The organism is Pseudomonas sp. NPDC077408 (assembly GCF_050269105.1).
In the GTDB taxonomy this organism is placed as follows: domain Bacteria; phylum Pseudomonadota; class Gammaproteobacteria; order Pseudomonadales; family Pseudomonadaceae; genus Stutzerimonas.
On the sequence record NZ_JBNNHS010000002.1, the window covers coordinates 306,126 to 330,009 of the forward strand.

The following is a 23,884-nucleotide window of genomic DNA, read 5'->3' on the forward strand; positions in this document are numbered from 1 at the left end:
GTTCGCGCGATTTCCTATCCGCCCAGGTGTGCACGACCGCCAGGTCCGCATTAAACGGGAAGCCGATGCGCTCGAAGAGCAAGGCCGGCGCTGCCCCCGCAACGGTAATCGACCGTGATCCAAGGATCACCGCCCGCTCAACCGCCACTGTGCTCAGCACGGGAAGGCGAGCGCGGTGCGCGTCGAAAGCCCGGAGACCGGCCTGGCGGATTCGACTGGTGTTGCGGAGGGCAGCACCGTCAAGCGCGGCTGCGTGCCCTTGCGCTTGTTCCTGCCCTTCTCAAAAGCGCTGAACTTTTGAGGATGTTCGACTTGAAGCCGTCTCGTACCATGCTTGCGCTGGCCCTGATACCAGGCGCTGCTGCCGCCCTGGAACCTTATCAGGCTCCACCAATGGTCATCACCCGAGCGACCGCTCTGGAACGGCCCGCCCCTGCCAGCACCCGCGTGATAGATAGGGATGAAATCGAGCGGAGTGCAGCCAGTAGCCTGATAGAGGTGCTGAACGGGACAGCTGGTATTCAGATCCGCGACACGCTGGGCGACGGCAATCATGCCTCCATCAGCCTGCGTGGTTTCGGTGATAACGCAGTCAACAACGTGCTGGTTATGGTCGATGGCAGAAGGCTGAACAATCCCAGCTTGAGCGGTCCGGATCTGAACAGCGTGCCGCTCGCTAACATCGAGCGAATCGAGATCTTGCGCGGTGCTGGAACCGTCCTATATGGCGACCAAGCGGTAGGAGGGGTGATCAATATCATCACTCGTCGCCCGACTGGCAACGAAGCCTATGTCGAAACGACCCAGGGCAGTCACGATCTGGAGGCCTACCGGGGACATGTGTCGCAAGAGCTCGGAGGCGGTTTTTCAGCCTTTGCTAGCGGCGAGACAAGGAACGCTGACAACTATCGTGACCACAACAACGCCAGCTACCGCGATGTGTTCGGCCGTCTCCGGTATGAACATGCCAACGGCTGGTTGCTGTACGAGTATCAGAATGTAGACGACGAGCTTCTATACCCGCGCAGCCTCACCATCGTGCAGCGCCGTGCTGATCGCAAGGCCAGCATCTCGAACGAGTGGAACAACAGCAAAACCGACGTGCATCGCGTTGCTGGCGAACAGGCGTTTGGCCGCCACTGGACAGGGAACCTGGATTACACCATCAGAGACAGCGACGGGAATGGACTGATTTCCGGCAGCCCGTTCACCGAAGGTACCAGGGTGGAATCCATCAGCCCCCGCATCACCGCCAACTGGGACAGCGCGGCCGGCCGCAGTGAATGGTTGTTGGGGTTTGACCACCTGAGGGCTGATTACCAGGCGGCGTATAGGCTCTATCCTTCGCTCAGCAGTCTCGCTGAACAAACGCAGCGGGACTGGTATACACAACTCAGCCAGCCACTGACCGATCGCGTCACGCTCAGCCTTGGTTATCGCATCAGTGAAGCCGCCGACCAACACAACGGCCGCAAGCGCAGTGACAACGAAGACAGCTCAAGCATTGCGCTGGGCTGGCAGGTGACTGAGCAGACTCAAGTATTCGTCAAACGCGAAGAGGTTCTGCGCTGGGCCAACGTCAACGAAAACGCGCTCGTCGAGCCTGAAATCGAATTCCTCAAGCCGCAGACGGGCGAGTCATGGGAAGCTGGTGCCACATGGCAGGACGACATCCAGCTGTATCAGGCCAGCCTCTACCGGATCAACCTGGAGGACGAGCTGCTCTACGCGCCGTATGCATTGGGCGGCTGGGGCGCGAATGTGAACCTGGACCGGACTCGCCGCGAAGGACTGCTGCTAGAGGCTGAGCGCGAGTTGTCAGATCGACTCCGCGTCGGTGGTCAGTACAGCTTCACCGACTCAGAACTGAGGGCCGGCGCCAACAAGGGCAACGAGGTTCCCTGGGTATCGCGCCACAGCGCTGCCCTGCATCTTGACTACCAGATCATGACGAACCTGCACGGCTACTTGGAGGCCATTTATACAGGCCCGCGCTACCTGGCCAGCGATGATGGGCAGGTAATGCCGAAAGAAGGCGGCTATACGCTGTTCAATGCCGCCGTCCGGTATGAATACCAGAGACTCAACGCCAAGCTGCGCATCAATAACCTGACCGGCAAGCGCTACGACAGCTATGCCACTTACAGCAGCTGGCAAGCAGGCAACAGGGCCTTGTATCCAGCTCCAGAGGAGGTTGTACAGCTAAGCGTGGGTTATCGTTTCTGATACCGGTCAGTCCGCTGCCAGCGCCATAACTTCGCAGAGCTTCCTGATCGCACCAAGCATCTGGAAGCTCGGTCGCTCGAGCCCCTTGTCGGGCACTTCCCACAGCTGTCCCTTACGCACCGCTTCCAACTGCGGCCAGGCATTCCATTCGGATAGCTGAGCACCGCTGCCAGCCAGGATGACGTCCGGGTTACGTGATAGCACGGACTCGACGCTGACCTGGGGCGCCGGCAGTTGCAGATCGGCGAATACGTTACGACCCCCGCATACCTCGATGGCCTCACTGACGATCTGGCGTCCACCGAGCGTATACAGGGGCCGATTCCAAACCTGATAAAACACCGATAACGGCTGCTCTCGGTGGTATCGACGCCGAAGTTGCTCCAGGCCTAAGGAAAACTGACGTTGAAGTTCGCGCCCCTGCTTGCTTCGGCCGATGCGCTGACCAACCCGTGCAAACTGCTCGGCCAGTTGTTCCAAGGATACAGGCTGTACGACGAGCACCGGGATGCCGAACTGCGTGAGCTGGTCGCGCTGCGCACGGCTGATGCTGTCCGGCCAGAGCAATACCAGCGTTGGTTGAAGGGCCAGCAGGCTTTCCATCTCCAGCTGACCCATTCGGCCCACTGAAGGTATCGCCGCCAGCGATGCAGGTCGCTCACCGCCGTCAAGCACGCCGACGAGCAGTTCCTTGGCGTTCAGTTCCAGCATGATTTCGTTGAGCGAAGGGGCTAGGCTGACGACTCGCTCGGTTGCACCCAGCCAGGGCGATGCTGCCAGTGCCAGCAACAGAGCCAGCACTCTGGTCATTGCAGTTGACGCGGTAGGCGGTAGAGCACCAGCAGCGCCAGGCTGCCACATACCAGCAGCAACTGGGCAACCGGTTCAAGTCCGAGTGGCACGCCTATCGCCCCCAGCCACGCCGGCAACGCGGCGGTACGCAAAGCCCGCAGCCGGACGCTGCGCAGCCTCGACCAGGCCGATACCTCAGCATCCGTGCCGAGATCCTTTTCAGTGGCGATCAAGGCGTGCTTGTAGGCGCTGAAACGGGGCAGATTAAGAAACAACAGGACAAGACCGCCAATGAACAGTGGCAACGCCAAATGCTCACCGAAGCGGCCTGACATCTGTGGGAACTGGCGGACGACGAGCACAGGCACAACGATGAGTAGCAGATAGAACCAGCCATCGAGCGACAGCTGGCGGCGGGCGGCAGCGCGATTCACGACTGCTCGGCTTCGCCCTGATGGATCTCGCCGAGCATGTGCCCAAGTTTTCCGGCCTTGGTGGCGAGGTATTTTTCGTTGTGCGGGTTGTGTGCGATTTCCAAAGGCATGCGCTGGGCGACGCGGATGCCGAAGCCTTGTAGGGCCTTCACCTTGCGCGGGTTGTTGGTCATCAGCTTGATTTCGGCGATGCCCAGGTGTTCGAGCATGGGGAGGCAGATCGCGTAGTCACGCATGTCCGGCGCAAAGCCGAGGCGCTCATTGGCTTCCACCGTGTCAGCGCCAGCATCCTGAAGCTCGTAGGCGCGGATCTTGTTCAACAGACCAATGCCACGTCCTTCCTGGCGCAGATACAGCAGCGCCCCACGGCCCTCTTCGGAGATCGCGCGCAGCGCAGCTTCGAGCTGAAAGCCACAATCGCAGCGTAGGCTGAACAGGGCATCACCGGTGAGGCACTCGGAATGCAGGCGGCCCAGAACAGGCTTGCCGTCCGCGACATCGCCCAGAGTCAGTACGACATGTTCCTTGCCAGTGTCCTGATCGAGAAAACCATGCATGGTGAACACACCGAACGGCGTCGGCAGTTTGGAAGCGGCGACGAACACGACTGACACCGGAGAGACTCCAGAAAGCGGAAAAGCGGATATTGTAACAGCAGTGCTGCAGCAAGCTGTATCGGAAGATCGGCAGCCAACGAAGCGATACCGCCAAGATTTCGTAGCGAAGGGCCAGGTCTAGATTTTGGATTCGAGCTTTAGTACGCCTTGATCCTCACGCCAGCTGACGCGACTGAGAAAGCTCATGCCAAGCAGGGCATCCGTAGGTGAGCCGCCTTCCACCACGACGGCCTCAACCCCGAGCACGTCGATCGCGCCGACCTTCACACTGTTGAGGTTGACCCGCCAGGCCTTGGCCGTACCGCTTGCTGTGCCGACGACGATCTGCCGGCCATCAACCCGGTAATCGATTCCCAGGCGCCGCGCTTGAATCTCATTGATCGCTACCGACGTAGCGCCGGTGTCGACGAGAAACTGCACGGGTTGACCATTGATCGAACCGGCGATCCAGTAGTGACCGCCCTGCCCCTGAGCGATGCTCAGCTGCCGGCGATCAGGCTCGGCGAACCCTGAGCTCAACTCACGAGAGAGACCATAGCTGCGCTCGACGCCCACCACCCGCAGAACCGCGCTTTTCGAATCAGCGCTTATTACCTCTACACCGCCCGGCCCTACCTGACCGACCCGTACGAGCTTGCGCTGGCCGTCGACATTCAACACAGCAGCGCCAGGAAATAGGCCGACCACCTGCACACGAGGTGCAGCTGTGACAGCCAGCGAGGGGAGCGACAGCGTGGAGACAAGCAGCAAAGAAACGAGGCGCATCAGTGGCGGCCTTTTGAAACAGGACAGGTCGCATTGTTTCACGAGCCCTTCCGGCATTGCAGCGATCCGACGCACAGCCCAAGCCTCCGAGACAATCAGCCTAACAAGCGCACCGCTATGTGCATCACACCGCAAGCGGCAAATCCGGCGAGGATGTCATCAAGCATGATCCCCAGCCCACCATGGACCTGCCGATCTACCCAGCTGATCGGCCAAGGTTTGAGGATATCCAGCAGACGGAACACGACGAACCCGAGCAGCAGCCAGTACCAGCCCGCAGGCACCAGCCAGAAGGTAATCCAGATGCCGGCAAACTCGTCCCAGACGATACCTTCATGGTCGTGCACGCCCAGATCCTGGGCGACCTTGCCGCACAGCCAGATACCGAACAGCATGCTCGCGACGATGAGCGCGCCGTATCCCCAGCCCGGCAGCAACTGCCACAGCGGCACGAAGGCCAGCGCTACCAGAGAGCCCCAGGTGCCCGGCGCTTTCGGCAAGGTGCCGGAGCCGAAACCAAAGGCCAGGTTATGCCATGGATTGCTCCACACCGAATGCGGGATCGGTTCGGCGGCAGACTGCAGAGAATCGGTCAAACGGTTGTCCTCATTGTTAATTCGAGCGTCGCCAGCTCAGTTGGTGAAGTGGTTGTAGCCTGGATGGCCGATGCCCACAGACCGCCCATCAGCATCAACCAACCGAACGCCCTCTCCCACCTCCACATGGCCAATGACGTGAACTGGCCATCCTTCGGACTGCATGGTCGGTAACGCATCGGCTGGCAAGGTAAACGCCAGGAGATAGTCGTCGCCTCCCCCCAAGGCGCATTGCAGGGCCTGCTCAGTCCCGGCGAAACGCACCAGCGAATCCGACAGCGGCACCCGGGCTTGCTCGATTAACAGCGAAACAGAGGATGCGGTGGCTATATGGGTGCAATCGGCCAACAAGCCATCGGAGATATCCAACGCCGCGGTTGCCTTGCCACGCAACGCCTGGCCGAGCGCGAGCTGGGGTTGCGGCGACCAGTAGCGCCTTAGCAGCGCTGCCGCCTCGACGGTATCCGCCTCCCGCTCGCCAAGCACGATCGGTAAAGCCCCGGCTGCATCGCCGAGGGCTCCGCCAACACAGAGCAGATCGCCGGGTTGCGCACCGCTGCGCAACAACGCCTCGCCTACCGGCACGCGCCCAAATACCGTCAGCGTCATGCTCAGCGGGCCGCGCGTGGTGTCGCCGCCGATCAAACGCATGTCGCAACCAGCCGCCATCGCGTCGAGGCCACGGGCAAATTCGGCCAGCCAGTAGGAATCGACGGAGGGAAGCGTCAGCGCTAGCGTAAACCCGATGGGCGTGGCGCCCATGCCGGCGAGATCGCTGGTGGAAACGGCCAACGCGCGCTGACCGAGTGAGTACGGATCGCACGGATCGGGGAAGTGCACCCCAGCCGTCAGCGAGTCGGTAGAGATTGCCAACTGTTCGCCGGGCGGAACAGCGAGCAACGCACAGTCATCGCCGATACCTAAAACGACATCGCCGCCAGCCCTGGCACAAGCGGCGGCGGCGAAGTAGTGGCGGATCAGCTCGAACTCACCCATCAGACGATCAGGCTCAGCGCTTGTGCGCGCTGACTTCGGCACTGCGAAGGATCGGCGCCAGCTTGTCCAGCACGCCGTTGACGAATTTGTGCCCGTCAGTGGCGCCGAACACCTTGGCCAGCTCGATACCTTCGTTGATCACCACCCGGTAGGGTACGTCGATACGATGCATCAGCTCGTAGGTAGACAAGCGAAGAACAGCCAGTTCAACGGGATCCAGCTCTTCAAGCGGGCGATCCAGATGCGGCACGATGGCACCGTCGACTTCAGTCTTGGCGCGCGCGACGCCGGTCAGCAGCTCATGGAAGTAGTTGCCATCGACGCCGGAGAAATCGTTGTCGACGCGAAACTGCGCCTCGATTTCATTCAGGCTCTGACCTGCCATGTGCCACTGATACAGGGCCTGCATCGCCAGGCTGCGCGCCACACGGCGCGTGGCGATCTTGCCCTTGGCCTTGGGCTGCGGGGTGTCCTGACTGTCGTCGTGATTAAGGCTCACTTGGCCTCCAGCTGCGCCAGCAGACTCACCATTTCAAGCGCGGACAGTGCAGCTTCGGCGCCCTTGTTGCCGGCCTTGGTGCCGGAGCGCTCGATGGCCTGCTCGATGGAATCAACAGTCAAAACGCCGAACGCAACCGGCACGCCGAACTCCATGGAAACCTGCGACAGGCCCTTGGTGCATTCGCCAGCCACGTATTCGAAATGCGGGGTACCACCACGGATGACCGCGCCGAGGGCGATGATCGCGTCGTATTCGCCCTGCTGGGCAACTTTCTGTGCGACCAGCGGAATCTCGAAGGCACCCGGCGCGCGGATGATGGTAATGGCGTCTTCGGCGATGCCGTGGCGCACCAGCGCATCGACGGCGCCGCTTACCAGGCTTTCGACAACGAAGCTGTTGAAGCGGCCAACGACCAGGGCGAACTTGCCCTGCGGGGCGATGAAGGTACCTTCGATGGTCTTCAGTGTCATAGGTGGTTTCTCATCTCTTTAAAGAACGAAGGCGCCGCGTTGCGTTGCGGCGCCCTGACATCATTTATTCGGCGGGCAGGTATTCTACAACTTCCAGGTCGAAGCCGGATATCGCGTTGAACTTCATCGGCGAACTCATCAGGCGCATTTTGCGCACGCCGAGGTCGCGAAGAATCTGCGAACCAGCACCGACGGTGCTGTAGGTGGCCGGGCTTGGCGACTGCTGGCGGTTGAGCTGCGCCAGCAACTGCGTGCCGGTCAGCGGATTGCCCAGTAACAGCACTACGCCACTACCGGCTTTGGCCACTTCGCTCATAGCAGCGCGCAGGCTCCAGCGACCCGGCACGGTCACCATCAACAGGTCACGCAGTGGCTCCATGTTGTGCACGCGAACCAGCGTGGCCTCTTCCGGGGAAATCTCACCACGGGTCAGCGCCATGTGCACCGTGTCTTCCACGTCGTCGCGGTAGGTGACCAGGGTGAACTGGCCCAGCTCGGTGTCCAGTGGCTGCTCGGACACACGCTCGACGGTGCGCTCGTGGATCATGCGGTAATGAATAAGGTCGGCGATGGTGCCGATCTTCAACCCGTGCTGTTCGGCGAAGAGTTCGAGCTCCGGACGACGCGCCATGGTGCCGTCGTCATTCATGATTTCGCAGATGACGCCGCTGGCCTCAAATCCAGCCATGCGCGCCAGATCGCAGGCCGCCTCGGTGTGACCAGCGCGCGCCAGAACGCCGCCTGGCTGCGCCATCAGCGGGAAGATATGACCGGGACTGACGATGTCTTCGGCTTTCGCACTGCGGGCTACGGCAGCCTGCACCGTCCGCGCACGGTCAGCGGCGGAAATGCCGGTGGTCACACCTTCGGCAGCTTCGATGGAGACGGTGAACTTGGTGCCAAAGCCGGAGCCATTACGCGGCGCCATCAGCGGCAGCTGCAGGGTTTCGCAGCGCTCGCGGGTCATCGGCATGCAGATCAGGCCACGGGCGAAACGGGCCATGAAGTTGATGTGCTCGGCGGTCACGCATTCGGAGGCGACGATGATGTCGCCCTCATTCTCGCGGTCCTCGTCATCCATGAGGATGACCATCTTGCCGGCGCGGATGTCTTCGATCAGTTCTTCAGCAGTGTTCAGAGCCATGAGGCCAATCCTTACTTGTTCAGGTAGCCGTGTTCGGCCAGGAAGCTTTCGGTCAGGCCCGAGGCATTCGGTTCAGCGGCCTTGTCGCCCATCAGCAGGCGCTCTAGATAGCGAGCCAAGAGGTCCACTTCCAGATTCACCTTCCGCCCCGGGCGGTAGTCGACCATGATGGTCTCGGCCAGGGTGTGCGGGACGATGGTCAGCTCGAACTCCGCACCGTTGACGGCATTGACCGTCAGGCTGGTGCCATCCACCGTGATCGAACCCTTGAGCGCGATGTATTTGGCCAACTCACGCGGCGCGCGGATGCGGAACTGAACGGCGCGGGCGTTTTCCTCACGCGCCACCACCTCGCCCACGCCATCGACGTGCCCGCTGACCAGATGCCCGCCGAGACGGCTGGTCGGCATCAGCGCCTTCTCCAGATTCACGCGGCTACCAGGCTTGAGATCGACGAACGCGGTGCGTGCCAGCGTCTCGCGGCTGACATCGGCCCAGAAGCCGTTGCCCGGCAGCTCGACCGCGGTCAGGCAAACGCCGTTAACCGCGATGCTGTCGCCCAGCTTGACGTCCGCCAGATCCAGCTTGCCGGTCTCGACCAGCACGCGAACGTCGCCACCCTTCGGCGTCATGGCACCAATGGTCCCGATGGATTCGATTATTCCTGTGAACATACGGCCTCCCGTGGAAGGCTGTTGAAACGATGCATATGACGAACTCCTGTTTTGGATAAAACAGGGCGCTGCAGATCGATAGGGAGTGGACGCGCGCACGAAAGGCGCCCGTCGAGGCATCCCGCTCTCTCTCATCCGGACTATACCGTCGGCCCCGGAATCACACCGGGTCTGCTGACCTTGTCGGAGACAAGCGCTCGCGGGCTAAACGATCGTCAGCATGGCCAACCGCATCGTAATTACCGCCGGTGGGGAATCTCACCCCGCCCTGAGAACGTGGGCCGCTAAGGCCCGGAGCAGTTTTTACCACAGTTGCGCCGGTTCTGCAGCCGACAAACGACCGTTTGACTTCAAGCCCAGACAGTAAAAATCCCTGACGATCCTCGCAACTAGCGTTGCGCTTGTTTGTCCATACGCATCGCAGCGGGCTATCGCATAGACGCCGCCAGCCGCACCCGATGCAACGCAAGACGATCAGGAAGGAACGTCACTCCCGCATTCTTCGTACCGACACGCCGAGCCAGGATCCGCTCGCACTATGCCGATCCTCCGCGCAGATCAGGACACGATCAGGACGAACGCTCCGAACCTTCACATGTGCCACGAGGGATTGGGTATGTCAGAGGTTACGGCTATGGAACCGTCGGCAGCGGCATACGCTGCCGAGATCGACCGTAAGGGCTACACGGTCATTGAGCACTACATTTCGCCCGAGCAACTTGAACTGGGCCGCGCTTTCATCAAGCAGCAAGCGGCCAGCCATAATGGCGAATATTTCGCCATCCATGGCATCGAGGCGTTGGGCGGCAATCTGATCGCCGGGCTGGCGCTGTCGCAGCCGTTCAAGGAGACACTGACAGAACTCTATCGACTCCAGACGGGCCGGGAGCCGGCCGCAACGGAGCAGATCTTTCCCGTCATTCGCTGTCTCCAGGGGCGCAGCGGGCTCAAGCAATCGCACTTCTATCACTTCGACGCCACGGCGGTCACCGCACTACTACCGTTGTATATCCCGACGGAAGGCGAGCACTGCGGCGATCTGATCATCTTTCCAAGTGTGCGGCGCATCCGCTTCAACGCCCTGCGCAACGTCATCGAAAAAGCCGTGCTGCATAATACCGCCAGCCAGAAGCTGGTCGCTTTTGCGGTGCGACGCGGCTGGCTCAAACCGATTCGCCTGAAGCTGGAGCCGGGCAACCTCTATCTGTTCTCGGGTTACCGAAGCCTGCACGCGAATGATGAATGCGACCCCGCGATGCTGCGCGCCACGGCGTTGTTTCACTTCGGCAATCCGCATCATGAAAGCCTGGTCGCAAGGCACCTGCTGGGCACCAACAAGCGAAAAGCCAAGCTCGATCACAACGGGCTGAAGCCGGTGAACTAACCGCCCGACAAGCTTGATCTCAGCGAGTAGGTTCACCTGCGGCACAGCAATCGCGAGCCCATCGCGTATGCTGTGCGGCCCGGTGTTTGCCAACGAGATTTCACATTGACTGATCAAACGGTGACGTATTTCCTCGAGATGACCGCGCCATCGCAGCTACGGGCGAAACCCGTACCGCAGGACTTGCTAATCAGCGAATGCGAGATCAAGCAGTTTCGCTTCAATCAGTTTCTCTATCGGCTGATCGGCGGCCCCTGGCAATGGACCGAGCGCCTCCAGCAATCCGACGAAGCCTGGCAGCGGGAGATTGAAAGTCCCGATCTTCGCACCTGGGTGGCCTACCACCGCGGCGCCATCGCTGGCTATTACGAGTTGCGCCGTAGCGCTGACGACGTCGAGATACTCTATTTCGGGCTGGAAAGCGGCTTCTTCGGCCGAGGATTTGGAGGTGGCTTACTGAGCCATGCGATCACAAGTGCATGGGAATGGCCCGGGACGCGACGCGTCTGGGTCCACACTTGTACCCTCGATCATCCAAGCGCGCTGCAGAACTACCAGGCTCGCGGATTCACGTTATATGACCAGCAAGTTGGCATCGAATAACGACGGATTGAGCGTCAGTTCGAGGGTACGGCGATGACTTTCCAGTCATCGCCAACCGCCCGGATATCCTTGATCTGCAGTTCGCGCGCCTCGCTCATGCGATCCAAGGGCAACTCCAGCAAGGGTCGGGCCGACGACCCCAGGAACTTGGCCGCGACGAACAGCTGGTACTCGTCGATCAGCCCTTGGGCCGCAAAGGCCCCAGCAAGGCGCGGCCCGGCTTCCAGCAGCACTTCGTTGGCCCCTCGTTCGGCCAGCTCGCGAAGCAGCCCAGTCAGATCGACGCGTCCGGCATCACCGGCAAATGTCAGCAGCTCGTGACCAGCCGACTGGTAAACGTCAACGAGGTCCGCACGAGTGCTTGCCACCAGCGTCGGCCCTGCCTGGAAAAACGGCGCATCCAGCGGCACGCGCAGCTTTCCGTCGACCAGCACCCGAAAAGGCGGACGTTGGATGGCCAGCGCAATCATTTCCTCATCGAGCCCTAGCTCGGCCGCGCGCACGGTTAACCTGGCATTGTCCATGAGTACCGTATCGGCGCCGGTCAACACCACGCTCGATTGCGCACGCAGCCGCTGGACCTCGGCTCGGGCAGCGGGCCCGGTGATCCACTGGCTTTCGCCGCTGGCCATGGCGGTGCGGCCATCCAAGCTCATCGCCAGTTTCGCGCGCAAGTAGGGCAGACCGGTTTCCATGCGCTTGATGAAGCCAACATTTAGCGCTCGCGCCTCTGCCTCCAGCAGGCCGCTCGACACCTCGATTCCGGCGCTGCGCAAGCGCTCGAGACCACGCCCAGCGACCTGCGGATTCGGATCCTGCATGGCCGCGACGACACGACCAACCCCGGCGTTGACCAAGGCTTCGGCACAAGGCGGCGTCCGGCCATGGTGGCTGCAGGGCTCGAGGGTGACGTAGGCAGTGGCACCGCGGGCGCGGTCGCCGGCCTGTCGAAGGGCATGAACTTCGGCATGCGGTTCGCCAGCACGCACATGCCAGCCCTCCCCGATGAGTTCGCCATCCTTGACGATAACGCAGCCGACCCGTGGATTGGGATGCGTGGAGTACAGCCCTTTACGTGCCAGCTGCAGCGCCAGGGCCATCCAGGCGTGATCGTTGGTGCTCATTCGGTTTTTGCAGGCTCGCGTGACAGGCGCTCGATTTCCTCGCGGAACTCGTTGAGATCCTGGAAACGGCGATAAACCGAGGCGAAGCGGATATAGGCGACCTCATCGAGCTTCTGCAACTCGACCATCACCAGCTCGCCCAGCACGCGCGATTTGATCTCGCGCTCGCCGGTGGCGCGCAGGCGATGCTTGATGTGGGCGATGGCTTCCTCGAGGCGCTCGACGCTGACCGGCCGCTTCTCCAGCGCGCGTTGCATGCCGGCCCGCAATTTCTCTTCATCGAATGGCTGGCGGCTGCCGTCCTGCTTGATCAGCCGCGGCATGACCAGCTCGGCGGTTTCAAACGTGGTGAAACGCTCGCCGCAGGCGAGGCACTCACGGCGACGGCGCACCTGATCACCCTCGGCCACGAGGCGCGAGTCGATGACTTTGGTGTCATGTGCACCACAGAAGGGACAATGCATGGGCTAGAGCTGTCAGACGTCGGGAGAGCCATGGTAGCGCATCCCGCCGGCAAGACAAATCGAGCGGATTGTTGCTATACAGGCGCGCATCAACATCATGTTATGGAGCCGTCCGTGCAGTTACGCCCCTTTGTTCTGCCTGCTTTGCTGCTGGTTCTGGTTGGGTGTTCGAGTGAGCAATCCCAGCGTCCTACTGCGGCGGTTACCTTCGAGGAACCGCCCCAGGCCACCACCCTGATGCACGAACTGCACGGCAGCTTGATCGGCGTCCCCGCCGACAGCGAAGTCGAGCTGGCACTGCTGGAGGTCAACCGCCGTGACCAGCCAGACCGACTGCTGAGCAATGTGAAGCTGCAGGGTCGGGGAACTGAGCTGCCCTTCATCCTCAAGTTCAATGCCGAGAAATTCCCGCAGGGTCGAGACGTGGAACTGCGTGGACGAGTGACCCGTTCGGGGCAGTTGATCATGCGTCTGCCAGCCGTGCAGGTGAGCAGCCCGGCCAATCAGTCCTTGGGCCCGCTGCATCTGGTACCAGCGCCTTGACCCCGCCCGCTGCGCTGCAACAAGCCTTGGCTGAGCTGCTCGGCGACGCTTCGCTGAGTATCGAGTCGCTGCCCGGCACCGATATCCGTTTATGGCTGATCGATGCGGCCAATATGGACCGGGCGTTCAGCCCGGAGGAAACCCGGCGGATCCTCGACGAGCCGCCCTATTGGTGCTTCTGCTGGGCCAGCGGCCTGGTCCTGGCGCGCTGGCTGGCCGAACGGTCGGAATGGGTGCGCGGCAAGCGTGTGTTGGATTTCGGCTCGGGCTCGGGTGTCGCCGCCATTGCCGCAGCGAAGGCCGGCGCGGTCGAGGTTGTCGCCTGCGACCTGGATCCGTTGGCCCTTGCCGCGTGCCGCGCCAACGCCGAACTCAACGGCGTGCAGCTCAACTATTCGGAAGACTTTTTCAGCGAGGCTGACCGCTACGACCTGATCATCGTTGCCGACGTGCTCTACGATCGGGCCAACCTGCCCTTGCTGGATCAGTTTCTCAGTCGCGGCCAAGTCGCGCTGGTGGCCGATTCCCGCGTGCGGGATTTCCAGCACCCGCTGTATCAGCGCCTGGACATCCTTGACGCCTGTACCTGGCCCGACCTGGCCGAACCTGCGGAATTTCGCCGAGTCAGCCTCTACCACGCCCGTCGCGAAGCCGTGCCCGTCGCGATGTGCTGACAAGCAGCGCCTGCCGTCAGGAGGAAACATGCCGACCGAAAAACCATTACGCCTGTTCTTCGCCCTGGCCTGCCCTTCCGACCTCGCTGAGGCCGTCTGCAACTGGCGTGACAGCCAAGAGGTAGGGGGTCGGCCCGTCGCCCAGGCCAACCTGCACCTGACCCTGGCTTTTCTCGGTAACCAGCCCGCGGCCTCCGTCGAGGGCTTGAAACAGCTTGCGGCAAAGGTGCGCGTCGATGCCTTTGCGCTGCGGCTCGATCAGTTGCGGACGATCGGCAAGGATTTCGCCTGCCTGATGCCCAGCCAGAGCCCGTCGCCGTTGAACCAACTGGTCGAGCAGCTACACGCGGGGCTGTCCACACACGGCGTCATGCTCGACGCACGGCCGTTTCTGCCGCACGTCACGCTTTCACGTCAGGTTCACGCCTTGCCGGATATCCAGCCACCAGCATTCCATTGGCCGGTGCGCCGCTTCGGCCTCTATTGCTCAGAAAACACCTCATCGGGTGTTCATTACAGCGAACTGGCGAGCTGGCCGTTGGCGGCCCCCGGTCGCTGAGCGGGTATCAGCGCCGCCCTTGCTTCCGAATCGGCTCGCCCCCACTTAACATGCACGCCTCATTTCGCATGCGCCCATTCCGAGAATTCCAATGAGCCAGACTCCTTACATCTTTGACGTCACCAGCGCCAATTTCGAGCAGCTGGTACTGGAAAACTCCTTTCATAAGCCGGTGCTGGTGGATTTCTGGGCCGAGTGGTGCGCGCCCTGCAAAGCGCTGATGCCGCTGCTGGCAAAGATCACCGAGGAGTATCAGGGCGAGCTCGTGCTGGCCAAGGTCAACTGCGATATCGAGCAGGACGTGGTTGCGCGTTTCGGCGTGCGCAGCCTGCCAACCGTAGTGCTGTTCAAGGATGGCCAGCCGGTCGATGGCTTTGCCGGCGCGCAACCGGAATCTGCGATCCGCGCCATGCTCGAGCCCCATGTGCAAGCGCCCGCTGCGCCGGAAGCGGACTCGCTGGAAACCGCACAAGCGCTGTTCGCCGAGGGACGCATTGGTGAGGCAGAGGAGCTGCTCAAGCAAGCGCTGGCTGAAGACAACGAGAACGCTGTCGCGTTGATCCTCTACGCACGCTGCCTGGCCGAACGTGGCGAGCTCGGCGAAGCCGAACTGGTGCTCGATGCTGTAAAGGGCGACGAACACAAGCAGGCACTGGCTGGCGCCCGCGCGCAGCTGACGTTCCTGCGCCAGGCCAATGACCTGCCCGAGGTTGCCGACCTCAAGAGCCGTTTGGCGCAGAACGCCGAAGATGACGAGGCGGCCTACCAATTGGCCATTCAGCAGCTGGCACGTCAGCAGCACGAAGCGGCACTGGACGGACTGTTGAAGCTCTTCGTACGCAATCGCGGCTACGCCGACGGCCTGCCACACAAGACATTGCTGCAAGTATTCGATCTGCTCGGCAGTGACCACCCGCTGGTCACCACCTACCGCCGCAAGCTGTACCAGGCGCTCTATTGATGTCTGCGAATGGGGCGAGCCCCGGCCTGCACTGACATCCAAGCGGCGGGTCCCGCCTGACGCCACCGTGGATCGGTACAACGTGAGCGACCCTAACTTTGCATGCCGATCCGAGGGTGATTGATCGCCCTTAGCCCTCGAGTAACTGGCGCAGTGCCAAGCAATCACGGGCGTGCAGCTCGGTCAGCTCCGGCCAGGGATTTTCCGGCAGGTTGACCAGCACGCCGCGCGCACCCGCCGCCTTGGCGCATTCCAGATCGAAGCGGTAATCGCCCACCATCACCAGTTCGCTGGGTTCGATGCGCCATTTGTCCGCCAGATGCATTAACCCGCCCGGATCGGGTTTCGGCGGCGCTTCGTCACGGCCGAGGATGTCATCGCTGGCGAAGCAGTCACCCATGCCCACTGCCTGCAGGGTTACCAGCGCCAACTCATGTGCGTTGCGCGTCAACACGCCGAGCCGACAACCACGATCGCGCAACGTATGCAGGAGTTCACGGGCGCCCGGCGCCGGCGTCGCGGCATAGGCCAGTTCGCGTTCGTGCTCGAGCAACCAGGCGCGCTTGCCCGCGGCCTCTTCAGCCGGCAGCGCGGCGAGGTGATGGAGGATGTCGTCGTCTTCAGGAATATCCAGGGCGCGCTTGATCGCCGGGAAGTCGTGCACGGCAAGCGTTAGGGTGCCGTCCATGTCGAACACCCAGTGCCGCGCATCGGCCAGGCTCACTTCCAATCCTCGCGCACGCGAATCAGACCTTCCTGCGCTACCGAGGCAACCAGCTGCCCGGCGCGGTTGAAGATACTGCCGCGTGCGAAACCACGCGCGTTACCGGCCCAGGGGCTGTCCATGGAATACAGCAACCACTCGTCGGCGCGCACTTCGCGATGGAACCAGATGGCATGGTCCAGGCTCGCCAGCTGAATGAACTTGCTCCAAGAACTGACGCCGTGTGGCTGCAGTGCGGTACCGATGAAGCTGAAGTCCGAGGCGTAGGCGACCAAGTACTTGTGCAGCGCCGGGTTGTCCGGCAGCGAGCCATCGGCACGGAACCAGATATGCCGGACCGGCTCGATCGGCTGCGGGTTGATCGGATCCTGCAGCGTGACCGGGCGGATCTCGATGGGTTTCGGACGGCGCAGCTTTTCTGCCACACGCGCCGGAACCAGCGGCGTCAGTTTGTGCAACAGTTCCCACTCGCTGAGCAGGTCCTCGGGACCGACCACGTCGGGCATCGGCAACTGATGCTCGAACCCGCTCTCGTCGGCCTGGAACGACGCGCTGCAGGTAAAGATGGTCTGCCCTTTCTGGATCGCGCTGACCCGGCGCGTGGTGAAACTGCCACCGTCGCGCACACGGTCGACGTCATAGACCACCGGCTGGTGGGAATCACCAGGCCGCAGGAAGTAGCCGTGCATCGAATGGACGTGACGCTCCGGCGCCACCGTCTGGCTGGCCGCGGACAGCGCCTGACCGACCACCTGGCCACCGAACAGCTGGGGAAAGCCCAGGTCCTGGCTGGCACCGCGGAAGAGGTTTTCTTCAATTCGCTCCAGCGACAGGAGGTTGACCAGCGTGTCTAGGGTGTCGCTCATGGTGTAGTTCCTTTATGTATGCGAGGCACGAGGCAGGCGCGCAATGTTACGGATTCCGTAGAAGCGGCTCCACTGGTAGCGCTTGTCGGCGAAGCGCTACCCAATCATCCCGCGTGATTCGATACAGCGAATGAGGGCGCAGCGGATGCCCTTCGGGAATCATCGGATGGTCAAAGTCATCCGCTGGTTCATGCCGCATGCCCAACGCCTGCATCACCCCCAGCGATGGCTCGTTGATCGCCGCGGTGTAGGCCACCACCTCCGGAAGCTGAAGCCGCTCGAAGCCGCACGCCAGCGATGCTTCTGCCGCCTCGCGCGCGAAGCCTTGCCCCCAATGTTCATGGGCGAGCCGCCAGCCGATTTCCACCGCTGGGCAGAACGGCAGCTGCAAACGGCTCCAGGCCAGCCCGGCCATACCGATGAATCGCCCATCGCTTTTGAGCTCCAGCGCCCAGAACCCGAAGCCGAACCGCGCGAAATGGATCCGGCTGCGCGCCATCGCCGCCGCGCATTCGTCGCGCGACAGCAACTCGGGGAAATAGCGCATCACCAGCGGGTCGCTGCACAGCTCGACCAGGGCATCGAGATCGCCATCACGCCAGGCACGCAGACGCAGGCGCGGTGTTTCCAGTTCAATACGTTCCATCGGTTCGTCCATGCTGTTTCCTTGAAGATTTCGGTAACGGCTGCATACTCGCGGTTGACCTCAATGGGCCCGATTCGATGTCCTTGCCGTTGGTTTTTCACGACGATTACAGCCCCGCTCTGCCGCCGGGACACCGCTTCCCCATGGAGAAGTTCCGCCTGCTGCGCGACCATCTCGTTGATTGCGGTTTGACCACGGATGCGGCGCTGTTGCGTCCCGAACTCTGCCCGCCCGATATGCTGGCGCTCGCACATGACCGACACTACGTCGAGCGCTACTGCAACGGCGACATGAGCCGCGACGAACTGCGCCGCCTGGGCCTGCCCTGGAGCCCGCAACTGGCGCAGCGCACCGTACGCGCAGTTGGCGGCTCGCTGCTGGCCGCAGATCTTGCTTTGCAGCACGGGCTGGCCTGTCACCTCGCGGGTGGCACCCATCATGCCCATCACGATCATGCCTCCGGCTTCTGCATATTCAACGACCTGGCCATCATCGCCCTTTCGCTGCTGGAGAGCGGCCGTGTCGGTCGTGTGCTGATCTTCGATTGCGATGTGCATCAGGGTGACGGCACAGCACGGATCCTCGAGCAGGTACCGGACGCGGTCACTGTGTCACTGCATTGCGAAAAGAATTTCCCGACGCGCAAGGCCCGCAGCGATTGGGACATCGCTTTGGCGCCGGGCCTTGGCGATGCGGAGTACCTGAAAGTCGTCGACGATACGCTCAGCTACCTGCTGCCACTGTATCAGCCGGATCTGGTCATCTATGACGCCGGTGTCGATGTGCACCGTGATGACGCGCTGGGGCTGCTTGAGCTCAGCGACGACGGCCTGGCCATGCGCGACAGCGCGGTGATCGAACACTGTCTGGGGCGAGACATTCCGGTGGTTGGCGTGATCGGTGGCGGCTACGACAAGGACCGCGCACTGCTCGCACGGCGCCATGCGCAGCTGCACATCAGCGCCGCGAACGCCTGGCAGCGACACGGCCTGGGCTGACACCACTGGTCACACCAACGCTCGCAGCGCGGAACTTCAAACGGCAGCGAAACCCTCACTTCTATGTGTGAATGAACCGTCCCGGCACGTCTGGATCGCTGTTCAAGCACTGGCAAACATAACAATGAGGATGCACCAATGCTCGAAACTGACCGCGACACCACTGCCTATCGCAACCCTCTTACCCGCTACCTGCCCCACGCGTCATGGAGTGCCGTGTTCGCCGGCATTGCATTGGCACTGGCTGTTTCGCTGCTGCTGCACTTGCTTGGGACCGCCATCGGCGCTTCCACGATCGACCCCGCAACTGAACACAACCCCGTTGCGGGCCTCGGCATGGGCGCGATTATCTGGATGGTGCTTGCCGGTGTCATATCGCTGGCCATAGGCGGCTACATCGCGGGCCGTATGGCGCCCCGTCACGGCATGCTGCACGGCTTGCTGGTTTGGGCTGTCACGACTCTGATCACGGTGTATCTGATTGCCAGCCTGGTCGGTTCGGCTGTCTCGGGCACAGCCAGCGTGGCGGGTTCGACTTTGCAAGCGGTTGGCTCCAGTGTTGCGTCCATGGCGCCCGCCATCGGCGGTGAGATCAAGCAGCAGGTCAAGCAGGCTGACATCAATCTCGATCTGAGCAATATCGAGGCTGAACTCAAGAAGGCACTGCGCCAGACCGGCAAGCCGCAACTGGCCCCGCAGAACCTTGAGCAAGACGTCCAACAGGTTCAGCAGCAGGCTCAGAATCGCGTAGAGCAAGCGCAGCAGAATCCTCAGCAGGCTGATGAGCAGATATCGCAACTAATCGACCGCATTCAGCAGAAAGGTGAAGAAGCCCTGAATGCCGCCGACCGTGAAGCGATGGTCAATCTGATACAGGAGCGCGGCAACATGAGCCAGCAGGAAGCCGAGCAAATGGTCAGCCAGATCGAGCAGCAGTACCAGGAAGCCTATGTGAAGTTCAAAGAGCTGCAGGCCCAGGCGGAGCAAAAAGCCCGTGAACTGGCTGAACAAGCCGCCAAACGTGTATCGCAAGCCAGCTGGGCGCTACTGATCATGATGTTGATCACTGGTGCCGTTGCAGGCTTTGCCGGCATGTTCGGCTATCGCCGTCAGCCCAAGCAGAACGACGCCGTTTAAGCCCTACCCCCGGCGCGCCATGCGCCGGGGTTCTCGTCCGCTCAACGCCCCGTCCGCCCATCCCCGACTCCACTCTCGCTGCGACTTCGCAGCGCGAACCGCTAGAATGGCCGCCTTTTAACCACGGCCTTTCGCCATGCCCACCTCACAATCTCGCGTCGCGATCATTGGCGGCGGCCCCGCCGGGCTGATGGCTGCCGAACTGCTGAGCCAGGCGGGCGTTGCCGTCGATCTCTATGACGCCATGCCCTCGGTCGGTCGCAAATTTCTGCTGGCCGGCGTCGGCGGGATGAACATCACCCATTCCGAGGCCTTTGAGCCATTTGTGGCGCGCTATCGCGAGCGTGCCGCTGAACTGCGCCCGCTGCTGGACGCGTTCAACCCCGAGGCCCTGCGCGAATGGATCCACGGGCTGGGCATCGACACCTTCGTTGGCAGTTCCGGGCGAGTGTTTCCCTCGGACATGAAGGCTGCACCGCTGCTACGCGCCTGGCTGCGTCGCCTGCGCGATGCGGGCGTGCGGATCCATACACGCCATCGCTGGCTGGGTTGGAACACCGACGGCAGCGTGCGTCTGCTTACGCCGTCGGGTGAGATCAGCGTCGACGCCGACGCAGTGCTATTCGCGTTGGGTGGTGGCAGCTGGGCACGCCTGGGCTCCGACGGTGCCTGGGTCCCTGTGCTGGAACGTCGCGGCATTGCAGTCAACGCGCTGCGGCCTGCCAACTGCGGCTTCGAGGTGGCAGGCTGGAGTTCGCACCTGCAGGAAAAATTCGCGGGCGCGCCGCTGAAAACCGTCAGCCTCGGTCTCGCCGAGTGCGCGCCACGCAAGGGTGAGTTCGTCGTAACCGCCACCGGCATCGAGGGCAGCCTGGTGTATGCGTTGTCCGCCGAGATCCGCCAGGCGATCGAGCAGAACGGTAGCACCACAGTCACGCTGGACCTGCTACCCGATCATTCGCTGGAGAGGATCATTCGCGCCTTGGCCAAACCGCGCGGTTCGCAGTCCATGGCCAAGCACCTCAAGCGTCAACTCGGTCTTGATGGCGTCAAGGCGGGATTGTTGCGGGAACTCGCGCCCGCTGACGCCTTCGATGACCCGCAGCGTTTAGCGAAGGCGATCAAGGCCCTGCCCATCGAGTTGCTGCGCCCCCGCCCGCTGGACGAAGCCATCAGCAGTGCCGGCGGCGTGCCGTTCGAGGTGCTGGACGACGGACTGATGCTGCGACAGGTGCCGGGCGTGTTCTGCGCGGGAGAAATGCTGGATTGGGAAGCCCCCACCGGGGGCTACCTGCTGACCGCCTGTTTCGCCAGCGGTCGAGCGGCAGCGGTGGGCATTCTGCGCTGGTTGGGGATTGCTAACCCGCCCAGCGCCTGATGGAACGGCGCTCGTTTAAGCCAGATGCCTGAACAGCGCCACGGCGATGATTCCAGCCGCGATGGCCGGCAACGGCTTCTTCAGCAGCAGCATGGTCACCGCCGTGGCGAGAAAAGCCAGCCGGGCACCGTTATCGCCGTTGACTGCCATGGGTGTCAGCAGTGCCACCAGCACCGAACCGGACATGGCGCTGATGAACTGCTCGGTTCGGCGGCTGATGGGCACGAACGACATCGCAAACACACCACCCCAGCGAGTCACCAGGGTGACCACCGCCATGACCAAAATGACGATCAGCGTGCCGGATCCCGCCGTTTCCAGCGTCATGTCGGTTTCTCCATCCACAGCGCGCCCAACAGACCACCGGCCAGCGCCCCGACCACCACATGGCTATTGGCGGGCAGATACCAGTAGGCCAACATCGAGGCGCCACCCGCGACGACCCAGATCACACTCATCCGCAGATCCTTCTTGCCGCCGACGACCATCGCCAGGAGGAAACAGCCCATGACCATGTCCAGCCCCCAACTGACCGGATCGTGGATGGCGCTGCCGAAATAAAGCCCCAGCCAGGTGCCCAACACCCAGAACGTCCAGAGCGCCAGACCACCGCCGAACAAGATGCCTAACCCCGGCCTGCCGAGACTGAACGCCTGCATGGACATGGCCCAGTTGGCATCCGAAACAACGAACATCACCGCGTAGCGCTTCGCCGGCGGCAAGTGCTGCAGATAGGGATATAGCGTCGCGCCCATCAGCAGGTGCCGCGCATTGACAGCGAATACGGTGACCACCAGCGGAACGACCGGAACATGCGTGCCCCAGAGTTCCAACGAGGCGAATTGCGAGGCGCCGGCGAAGACCAGCGCGCTCATCATCAGGATCGAATAGTCGTTCAGCCCCGCCTGCGTCGCGGCCAGGCCAAAGGCCAGCCCAAACACCACAACGAATAGCGAGATCGGCGTCAATTGCCTGAACCCGGCCCATACGTCAGCTCGGCTAAGTGAGTGAAGCTCCGCTTGCGCGTGTGCCAAAAGCGATCTCTCCTGTGCTGTCTTGCATGTATGAAAAACGCAAACCCTCAGGCCTTCTCAATCTGACGCCCGGCTTAACGAGCAATCAGGCAAACCGGCGCTCATCCACTGTTGCCATCTCAATGCGACAAACACGCAACGAGCTGACACCCCCGCACGGCGCGCCACCCGCCTCGGTCAGCGCTTTTTCGTCGGCTTCGTTCCGCCCAGGCTCGGCACTTTGCGGATCGGCTTGGCGTTGGGTTTCTCGCTCTCATCGAACCAGTTGCCCAGATGAACACGGCCTTTGCCAGCCGACTCTTTAGGCTTCTTCGGCTTTTTCGGTTTCTTGATGATCTGCCCGCCCGGCTGGGTGGTCGGCACCCGATGATCCGGGACGAAACCCGGCTCGTCGTGGCGCGGCAGAACTTGCTGAATCAACGTCTCGATGGCTGCGAGCTGATCGACCTCATCGGCGGCGACCAGCGACACGGCCTCGCCTGTCGCACCCGCACGCCCGGTTCGGCCGATACGGTGCACGTAATCCTCGGCGACCGTGGGGAGGTCGAAGTTGACCACCTGCGGCAGATCATGGATATCCAGGCCACGTGCGGCCACATCGGTGGCTACCAGCACCTGCACTTCACCGGCCTTGAAGCGTTCCAGCGCACGCAGTCGCGAAGCCTGCGGCTTGTCACCGTGGATCGCATCGCTGCTGATGCCCTGCGCCTGTAGCTCATCCACAAGCTGGTCGACGCCCTTGCGCGTCTTCACGAACACCAGCACCTGCCCCCAGCGCTTTTCCGCCAGCAAGTGCAGAAACAACTCGGACTTGCGCTTCTTGTCCACCGGCACTAGCCACTGCTTCACGGTTTTTGCCGCAGCATTGCGCGGGCTGACCTCGATCGACAGGGGATCGCGCAGCAGCTCCTGCGCCATCTGCCGAATCGGGTCGGAGAAGGTCGCAGAAAACAGCAAGGTTTGGCGCTTTTTCGGCAGCGCGCTAAACAGCGCATCCAGCTCTTCGGAAAAGCCGAGATCGAGCATCCGATCGGCCTCGTCCAGCACCAGCGTTTGCACCTGGCTGAACTTCACCGCGTTCTGTCGATACAGATCCAGCAACCGCCCGGGTGTGGCGACCAGCACGTCGATGCCCTTGCGCAAGGCCATCATCTGCGGATTGATGCTGACGCCGCCGTAGACTGCATAGGTGCGCAACGGCAGGTCCTGCCCGTAGGTTCTGAAGCTCTCGTGTACCTGCTCGGCCAGCTCGCGGGTCGGCACCAGCACCAGTGCGCGGACCGAATTGCTTGCCACCTGCGGCCCTTCGTGCAGCAGTCGCTGCAACAGCGGCAAGGCGAAACCCGCGGTCTTGCCGGTGCCGGTCTGCGCGGCGGCCATCAGGTCGCGGCCCTTGAGCACAGCCGGAATCGCCTTGGCCTGGACCGGCGTCGGCTGGGTGTATTCAAGCGATTCGAGGGTGCGTAGCAGCTGATCGATCAGGCCCAAAGAGGCGAAGGTCATGACGGTAACCGGACGAGGAAAACGAGGCGCGCAGTTTACTCGAAAGGAAGCAGGAAGCTGAGCGTAGGGT

The 23,884-nt window shown here is 62.2% G+C and carries 28 protein-coding genes and 2 riboswitches; of the genes, 10 read left to right on the plus strand and 18 right to left on the minus strand.

Annotated features, from left to right (window positions below; all coding sequences use genetic code 11):
• The first annotated feature begins 7 nt into the window (after positions 1 to 7).
• Positions 8 to 220, plus strand: a riboswitch (cobalamin riboswitch).
• A gap of 83 nt (positions 221 to 303) precedes the next feature.
• Entirely contained in the window at positions 304 to 2,226 is a 1,923-nt protein-coding gene (locus ACQKEK_RS06465; RefSeq protein WP_499141667.1) for a TonB-dependent receptor, read from the plus strand.
• Positions 2,227 to 2,232: 6 nt separating this feature from the next.
• Here the strand turns inward: ACQKEK_RS06465 and ACQKEK_RS06470 are convergent, their stop codons facing one another.
• The 10 genes from ACQKEK_RS06470 to ACQKEK_RS06515 all read right to left on the minus strand — a co-directional run bounded on the left by ACQKEK_RS06470 (position 2,233) and on the right by ACQKEK_RS06515 (position 9,216).
• The gene (locus ACQKEK_RS06470) at positions 2,233 to 3,036 is read right to left on the minus strand and encodes a cobalamin-binding protein (protein ID WP_499141668.1); all 804 of its coding nucleotides are present in this window, start codon (positions 3,034 to 3,036) and stop codon (positions 2,233 to 2,235) included.
• The gene (locus ACQKEK_RS06475; protein ID WP_499141669.1) at positions 3,033 to 3,452 is read right to left on the minus strand and encodes a hypothetical protein; all 420 of its coding nucleotides are present in this window, start codon (positions 3,450 to 3,452) and stop codon (positions 3,033 to 3,035) included. The genes ACQKEK_RS06470 and ACQKEK_RS06475 overlap by 4 nt, the downstream gene beginning before the upstream one ends.
• Positions 3,449 to 4,066 (minus strand): GTP cyclohydrolase II, encoded by a 618-nt coding sequence (gene ribA / locus ACQKEK_RS06480; protein WP_046163198.1) that lies wholly within the window; start codon positions 4,064 to 4,066, stop codon positions 3,449 to 3,451. The genes ACQKEK_RS06475 and ribA overlap by 4 nt, the downstream gene beginning before the upstream one ends.
• Before the next feature lie 120 nt (positions 4,067 to 4,186).
• Entirely contained in the window at positions 4,187 to 4,834 is a 648-nt protein-coding gene (locus tag ACQKEK_RS06485; RefSeq protein WP_499141670.1) for a retropepsin-like aspartic protease family protein, read from the minus strand.
• A 95-nt stretch (positions 4,835 to 4,929) separates the two neighbouring features.
• Positions 4,930 to 5,430: a phosphatidylglycerophosphatase A family protein gene (locus tag ACQKEK_RS06490; RefSeq protein ID WP_499141671.1), complete on the minus strand. Its 501-nt coding sequence runs from the start codon at positions 5,428 to 5,430 to the stop codon at positions 4,930 to 4,932.
• A gap of 36 nt (positions 5,431 to 5,466) precedes the next feature.
• On the minus strand, positions 5,467 to 6,429 hold the full coding sequence (thiL, locus tag ACQKEK_RS06495) for a thiamine-phosphate kinase (RefSeq protein ID WP_499142217.1): 963 nt from the start codon (positions 6,427 to 6,429) through the stop codon (positions 5,467 to 5,469).
• A gap of 10 nt (positions 6,430 to 6,439) precedes the next feature.
• Entirely contained in the window at positions 6,440 to 6,925 is a 486-nt protein-coding gene (nusB, locus tag ACQKEK_RS06500; RefSeq protein WP_128121930.1) for a transcription antitermination factor NusB, read from the minus strand.
• Complete coding sequence (gene ribH / locus ACQKEK_RS06505) at positions 6,922 to 7,398, minus strand: 6,7-dimethyl-8-ribityllumazine synthase (RefSeq protein ID WP_019340068.1); 477 nt, start codon at positions 7,396 to 7,398, stop codon at positions 6,922 to 6,924. Before ribH ends, nusB begins: the two co-directional genes overlap by 4 nt.
• A 64-nt stretch (positions 7,399 to 7,462) precedes the next feature.
• Positions 7,463 to 8,542, minus strand: a complete 1,080-nt coding sequence (gene ribBA, locus ACQKEK_RS06510) for a bifunctional 3,4-dihydroxy-2-butanone-4-phosphate synthase/GTP cyclohydrolase II (protein WP_499141672.1) — start codon at positions 8,540 to 8,542, stop codon at positions 7,463 to 7,465.
• An 11-nt stretch (positions 8,543 to 8,553) separates the two neighbouring features.
• A complete protein-coding gene (locus tag ACQKEK_RS06515) occupies positions 8,554 to 9,216 on the minus strand; it encodes a riboflavin synthase (RefSeq protein WP_128121932.1) in 663 nt (220 codons plus the stop codon).
• Positions 9,217 to 9,335: 119 nt separating this feature from the next.
• A riboswitch (FMN riboswitch) is annotated at positions 9,336 to 9,496 on the minus strand.
• A 354-nt stretch (positions 9,497 to 9,850) separates the two neighbouring features.
• Here ACQKEK_RS06515 and ACQKEK_RS06520 point away from each other — a divergent pair.
• On the plus strand, positions 9,851 to 10,600 hold the full coding sequence (locus ACQKEK_RS06520) for a hypothetical protein (protein WP_499167565.1): 750 nt from the start codon (positions 9,851 to 9,853) through the stop codon (positions 10,598 to 10,600).
• Positions 10,601 to 10,705: 105 nt separating this feature from the next.
• Positions 10,706 to 11,203, plus strand: coding sequence for a GNAT family N-acetyltransferase (locus tag ACQKEK_RS06525; RefSeq protein WP_499141674.1), 498 nt, complete (start codon positions 10,706 to 10,708; stop codon positions 11,201 to 11,203).
• A 14-nt stretch (positions 11,204 to 11,217) separates the two neighbouring features.
• Here the strand turns inward: ACQKEK_RS06525 and ribD are convergent, their stop codons facing one another.
• Both ribD and nrdR read right to left on the minus strand, forming a co-directional pair.
• Entirely contained in the window at positions 11,218 to 12,327 is a 1,110-nt protein-coding gene (gene ribD / locus ACQKEK_RS06530; RefSeq protein ID WP_499141675.1) for a bifunctional diaminohydroxyphosphoribosylaminopyrimidine deaminase/5-amino-6-(5-phosphoribosylamino)uracil reductase RibD, read from the minus strand.
• On the minus strand, positions 12,324 to 12,791 hold the full coding sequence (gene nrdR / locus ACQKEK_RS06535; protein ID WP_045424280.1) for a transcriptional regulator NrdR: 468 nt from the start codon (positions 12,789 to 12,791) through the stop codon (positions 12,324 to 12,326). Before nrdR ends, ribD begins: the two co-directional genes overlap by 4 nt.
• A 114-nt stretch (positions 12,792 to 12,905) precedes the next feature.
• Between nrdR and ACQKEK_RS06540 the strand changes: the two genes are divergently transcribed.
• The 4 genes from ACQKEK_RS06540 to trxA all read left to right on the plus strand — a co-directional run bounded on the left by ACQKEK_RS06540 (position 12,906) and on the right by trxA (position 15,528).
• Positions 12,906 to 13,334 (plus strand): YbaY family lipoprotein, encoded by a 429-nt coding sequence (locus ACQKEK_RS06540; RefSeq protein WP_371263612.1) that lies wholly within the window; start codon positions 12,906 to 12,908, stop codon positions 13,332 to 13,334.
• Complete coding sequence (locus tag ACQKEK_RS06545) at positions 13,331 to 14,008, plus strand: class I SAM-dependent methyltransferase (protein WP_499141677.1); 678 nt, start codon at positions 13,331 to 13,333, stop codon at positions 14,006 to 14,008. The genes ACQKEK_RS06540 and ACQKEK_RS06545 overlap by 4 nt, the downstream gene beginning before the upstream one ends.
• Before the next feature lie 28 nt (positions 14,009 to 14,036).
• Positions 14,037 to 14,567: an RNA 2',3'-cyclic phosphodiesterase gene (gene thpR, locus ACQKEK_RS06550; RefSeq protein ID WP_499141678.1), complete on the plus strand. Its 531-nt coding sequence runs from the start codon at positions 14,037 to 14,039 to the stop codon at positions 14,565 to 14,567.
• A 91-nt stretch (positions 14,568 to 14,658) separates the two neighbouring features.
• Positions 14,659 to 15,528 (plus strand): thioredoxin, encoded by an 870-nt coding sequence (gene trxA, locus ACQKEK_RS06555; RefSeq protein ID WP_045424268.1) that lies wholly within the window; start codon positions 14,659 to 14,661, stop codon positions 15,526 to 15,528.
• 130 nt (positions 15,529 to 15,658) lie between these two features.
• On the opposite strand, the gene ACQKEK_RS06560 is transcribed toward trxA, so the two are convergent.
• From ACQKEK_RS06560 to ACQKEK_RS06570, 3 genes are read right to left on the minus strand one after another with little or no spacing between them, the layout of a single operon-like run.
• Positions 15,659 to 16,252: an HAD family hydrolase gene (locus tag ACQKEK_RS06560; protein WP_499141679.1), complete on the minus strand. Its 594-nt coding sequence runs from the start codon at positions 16,250 to 16,252 to the stop codon at positions 15,659 to 15,661.
• The gene (gene tesB / locus ACQKEK_RS06565; protein WP_499141680.1) at positions 16,249 to 17,118 is read right to left on the minus strand and encodes an acyl-CoA thioesterase II; all 870 of its coding nucleotides are present in this window, start codon (positions 17,116 to 17,118) and stop codon (positions 16,249 to 16,251) included. Before tesB ends, ACQKEK_RS06560 begins: the two co-directional genes overlap by 4 nt.
• 46 nt (positions 17,119 to 17,164) lie before the next feature.
• Complete coding sequence (locus ACQKEK_RS06570; protein WP_499141681.1) at positions 17,165 to 17,776, minus strand: GNAT family N-acetyltransferase; 612 nt, start codon at positions 17,774 to 17,776, stop codon at positions 17,165 to 17,167.
• A 65-nt stretch (positions 17,777 to 17,841) separates the two neighbouring features.
• On the opposite strand from ACQKEK_RS06570, the gene ACQKEK_RS06575 reads away from it, so the two are divergent.
• The 3 genes from ACQKEK_RS06575 (at position 17,842) to ACQKEK_RS06585 (ending at position 21,277) form a co-directional block, all read left to right on the plus strand.
• Entirely contained in the window at positions 17,842 to 18,762 is a 921-nt protein-coding gene (locus tag ACQKEK_RS06575) for a histone deacetylase family protein (protein WP_499141682.1), read from the plus strand.
• Positions 18,763 to 18,900: 138 nt separating this feature from the next.
• A complete protein-coding gene (locus ACQKEK_RS06580) occupies positions 18,901 to 19,899 on the plus strand; it encodes a YrzE family protein (RefSeq protein WP_499141683.1) in 999 nt (332 codons plus the stop codon).
• Between the two features lie 136 nt (positions 19,900 to 20,035).
• Entirely contained in the window at positions 20,036 to 21,277 is a 1,242-nt protein-coding gene (locus tag ACQKEK_RS06585) for a TIGR03862 family flavoprotein (RefSeq protein ID WP_499141684.1), read from the plus strand.
• Between the two features lie 15 nt (positions 21,278 to 21,292).
• On the opposite strand, the gene ACQKEK_RS06590 is transcribed toward ACQKEK_RS06585, so the two are convergent.
• The 3 genes from ACQKEK_RS06590 to rhlE1 form a co-directional block, all read right to left on the minus strand.
• The gene (locus ACQKEK_RS06590) at positions 21,293 to 21,604 is read right to left on the minus strand and encodes an AzlD family protein (protein ID WP_499141685.1); all 312 of its coding nucleotides are present in this window, start codon (positions 21,602 to 21,604) and stop codon (positions 21,293 to 21,295) included.
• The gene (locus ACQKEK_RS06595) at positions 21,601 to 22,311 is read right to left on the minus strand and encodes an AzlC family ABC transporter permease (protein ID WP_499141687.1); all 711 of its coding nucleotides are present in this window, start codon (positions 22,309 to 22,311) and stop codon (positions 21,601 to 21,603) included. Before ACQKEK_RS06595 ends, ACQKEK_RS06590 begins: the two co-directional genes overlap by 4 nt.
• A gap of 177 nt (positions 22,312 to 22,488) precedes the next feature.
• Positions 22,489 to 23,814: an RNA helicase RhlE1 gene (gene rhlE1 / locus ACQKEK_RS06600; RefSeq protein WP_499141688.1), complete on the minus strand. Its 1,326-nt coding sequence runs from the start codon at positions 23,812 to 23,814 to the stop codon at positions 22,489 to 22,491.
• Between the last annotated feature and the right edge of the window lie 70 nt (positions 23,815 to 23,884).

Bases quoted from the DNA above. Each gene is read 5' to 3' on its own strand.
- ACQKEK_RS06470 (WP_499141668.1), bottom strand. From the start codon at position 3,036: ATGACCAGAGTGCTGGCTCTGTTGCTGGCACTGGCAGCATCGCCCTGG.
- ACQKEK_RS06520 (WP_499167565.1), top strand. From the start codon at position 9,851: ATGGAACCGTCGGCAGCGGCATACGCTGCCGAGATCGACCGTAAGGGC.
- ACQKEK_RS06575 (WP_499141682.1), top strand. From the start codon at position 17,842: ATGTCCTTGCCGTTGGTTTTTCACGACGATTACAGCCCCGCTCTGCCG.
- ACQKEK_RS06585 (WP_499141684.1), top strand. From the start codon at position 20,036: ATGCCCACCTCACAATCTCGCGTCGCGATCATTGGCGGCGGCCCCGCC.
- trxA (WP_045424268.1), top strand. From the start codon at position 14,659: ATGAGCCAGACTCCTTACATCTTTGACGTCACCAGCGCCAATTTCGAG.
- ACQKEK_RS06515 (WP_128121932.1), bottom strand. From the start codon at position 9,216: ATGTTCACAGGAATAATCGAATCCATCGGGACCATTGGTGCCATGACG.
- tesB (WP_499141680.1), bottom strand. From the start codon at position 17,118: ATGAGCGACACCCTAGACACGCTGGTCAACCTCCTGTCGCTGGAGCGA.
- ACQKEK_RS06590 (WP_499141685.1), bottom strand. From the start codon at position 21,604: ATGACGCTGGAAACGGCGGGATCCGGCACGCTGATCGTCATTTTGGTC.
- nrdR (WP_045424280.1), bottom strand. From the start codon at position 12,791: ATGCATTGTCCCTTCTGTGGTGCACATGACACCAAAGTCATCGACTCG.
- rhlE1 (WP_499141688.1), bottom strand. From the start codon at position 23,814: ATGACCTTCGCCTCTTTGGGCCTGATCGATCAGCTGCTACGCACCCTC.
- ACQKEK_RS06570 (WP_499141681.1), bottom strand. From the start codon at position 17,776: ATGGACGAACCGATGGAACGTATTGAACTGGAAACACCGCGCCTGCGT.
- ACQKEK_RS06485 (WP_499141670.1), bottom strand. From the start codon at position 4,834: ATGCGCCTCGTTTCTTTGCTGCTTGTCTCCACGCTGTCGCTCCCCTCG.
- ACQKEK_RS06465 (WP_499141667.1), top strand. From the start codon at position 304: ATGTTCGACTTGAAGCCGTCTCGTACCATGCTTGCGCTGGCCCTGATA.
- thpR (WP_499141678.1), top strand. From the start codon at position 14,037: ATGCCGACCGAAAAACCATTACGCCTGTTCTTCGCCCTGGCCTGCCCT.
- ribH (WP_019340068.1), bottom strand. From the start codon at position 7,398: ATGACACTGAAGACCATCGAAGGTACCTTCATCGCCCCGCAGGGCAAG.
- ribD (WP_499141675.1), bottom strand. From the start codon at position 12,327: ATGAGCACCAACGATCACGCCTGGATGGCCCTGGCGCTGCAGCTGGCA.
- ribBA (WP_499141672.1), bottom strand. From the start codon at position 8,542: ATGGCTCTGAACACTGCTGAAGAACTGATCGAAGACATCCGCGCCGGC.
- ACQKEK_RS06580 (WP_499141683.1), top strand. From the start codon at position 18,901: ATGCTCGAAACTGACCGCGACACCACTGCCTATCGCAACCCTCTTACC.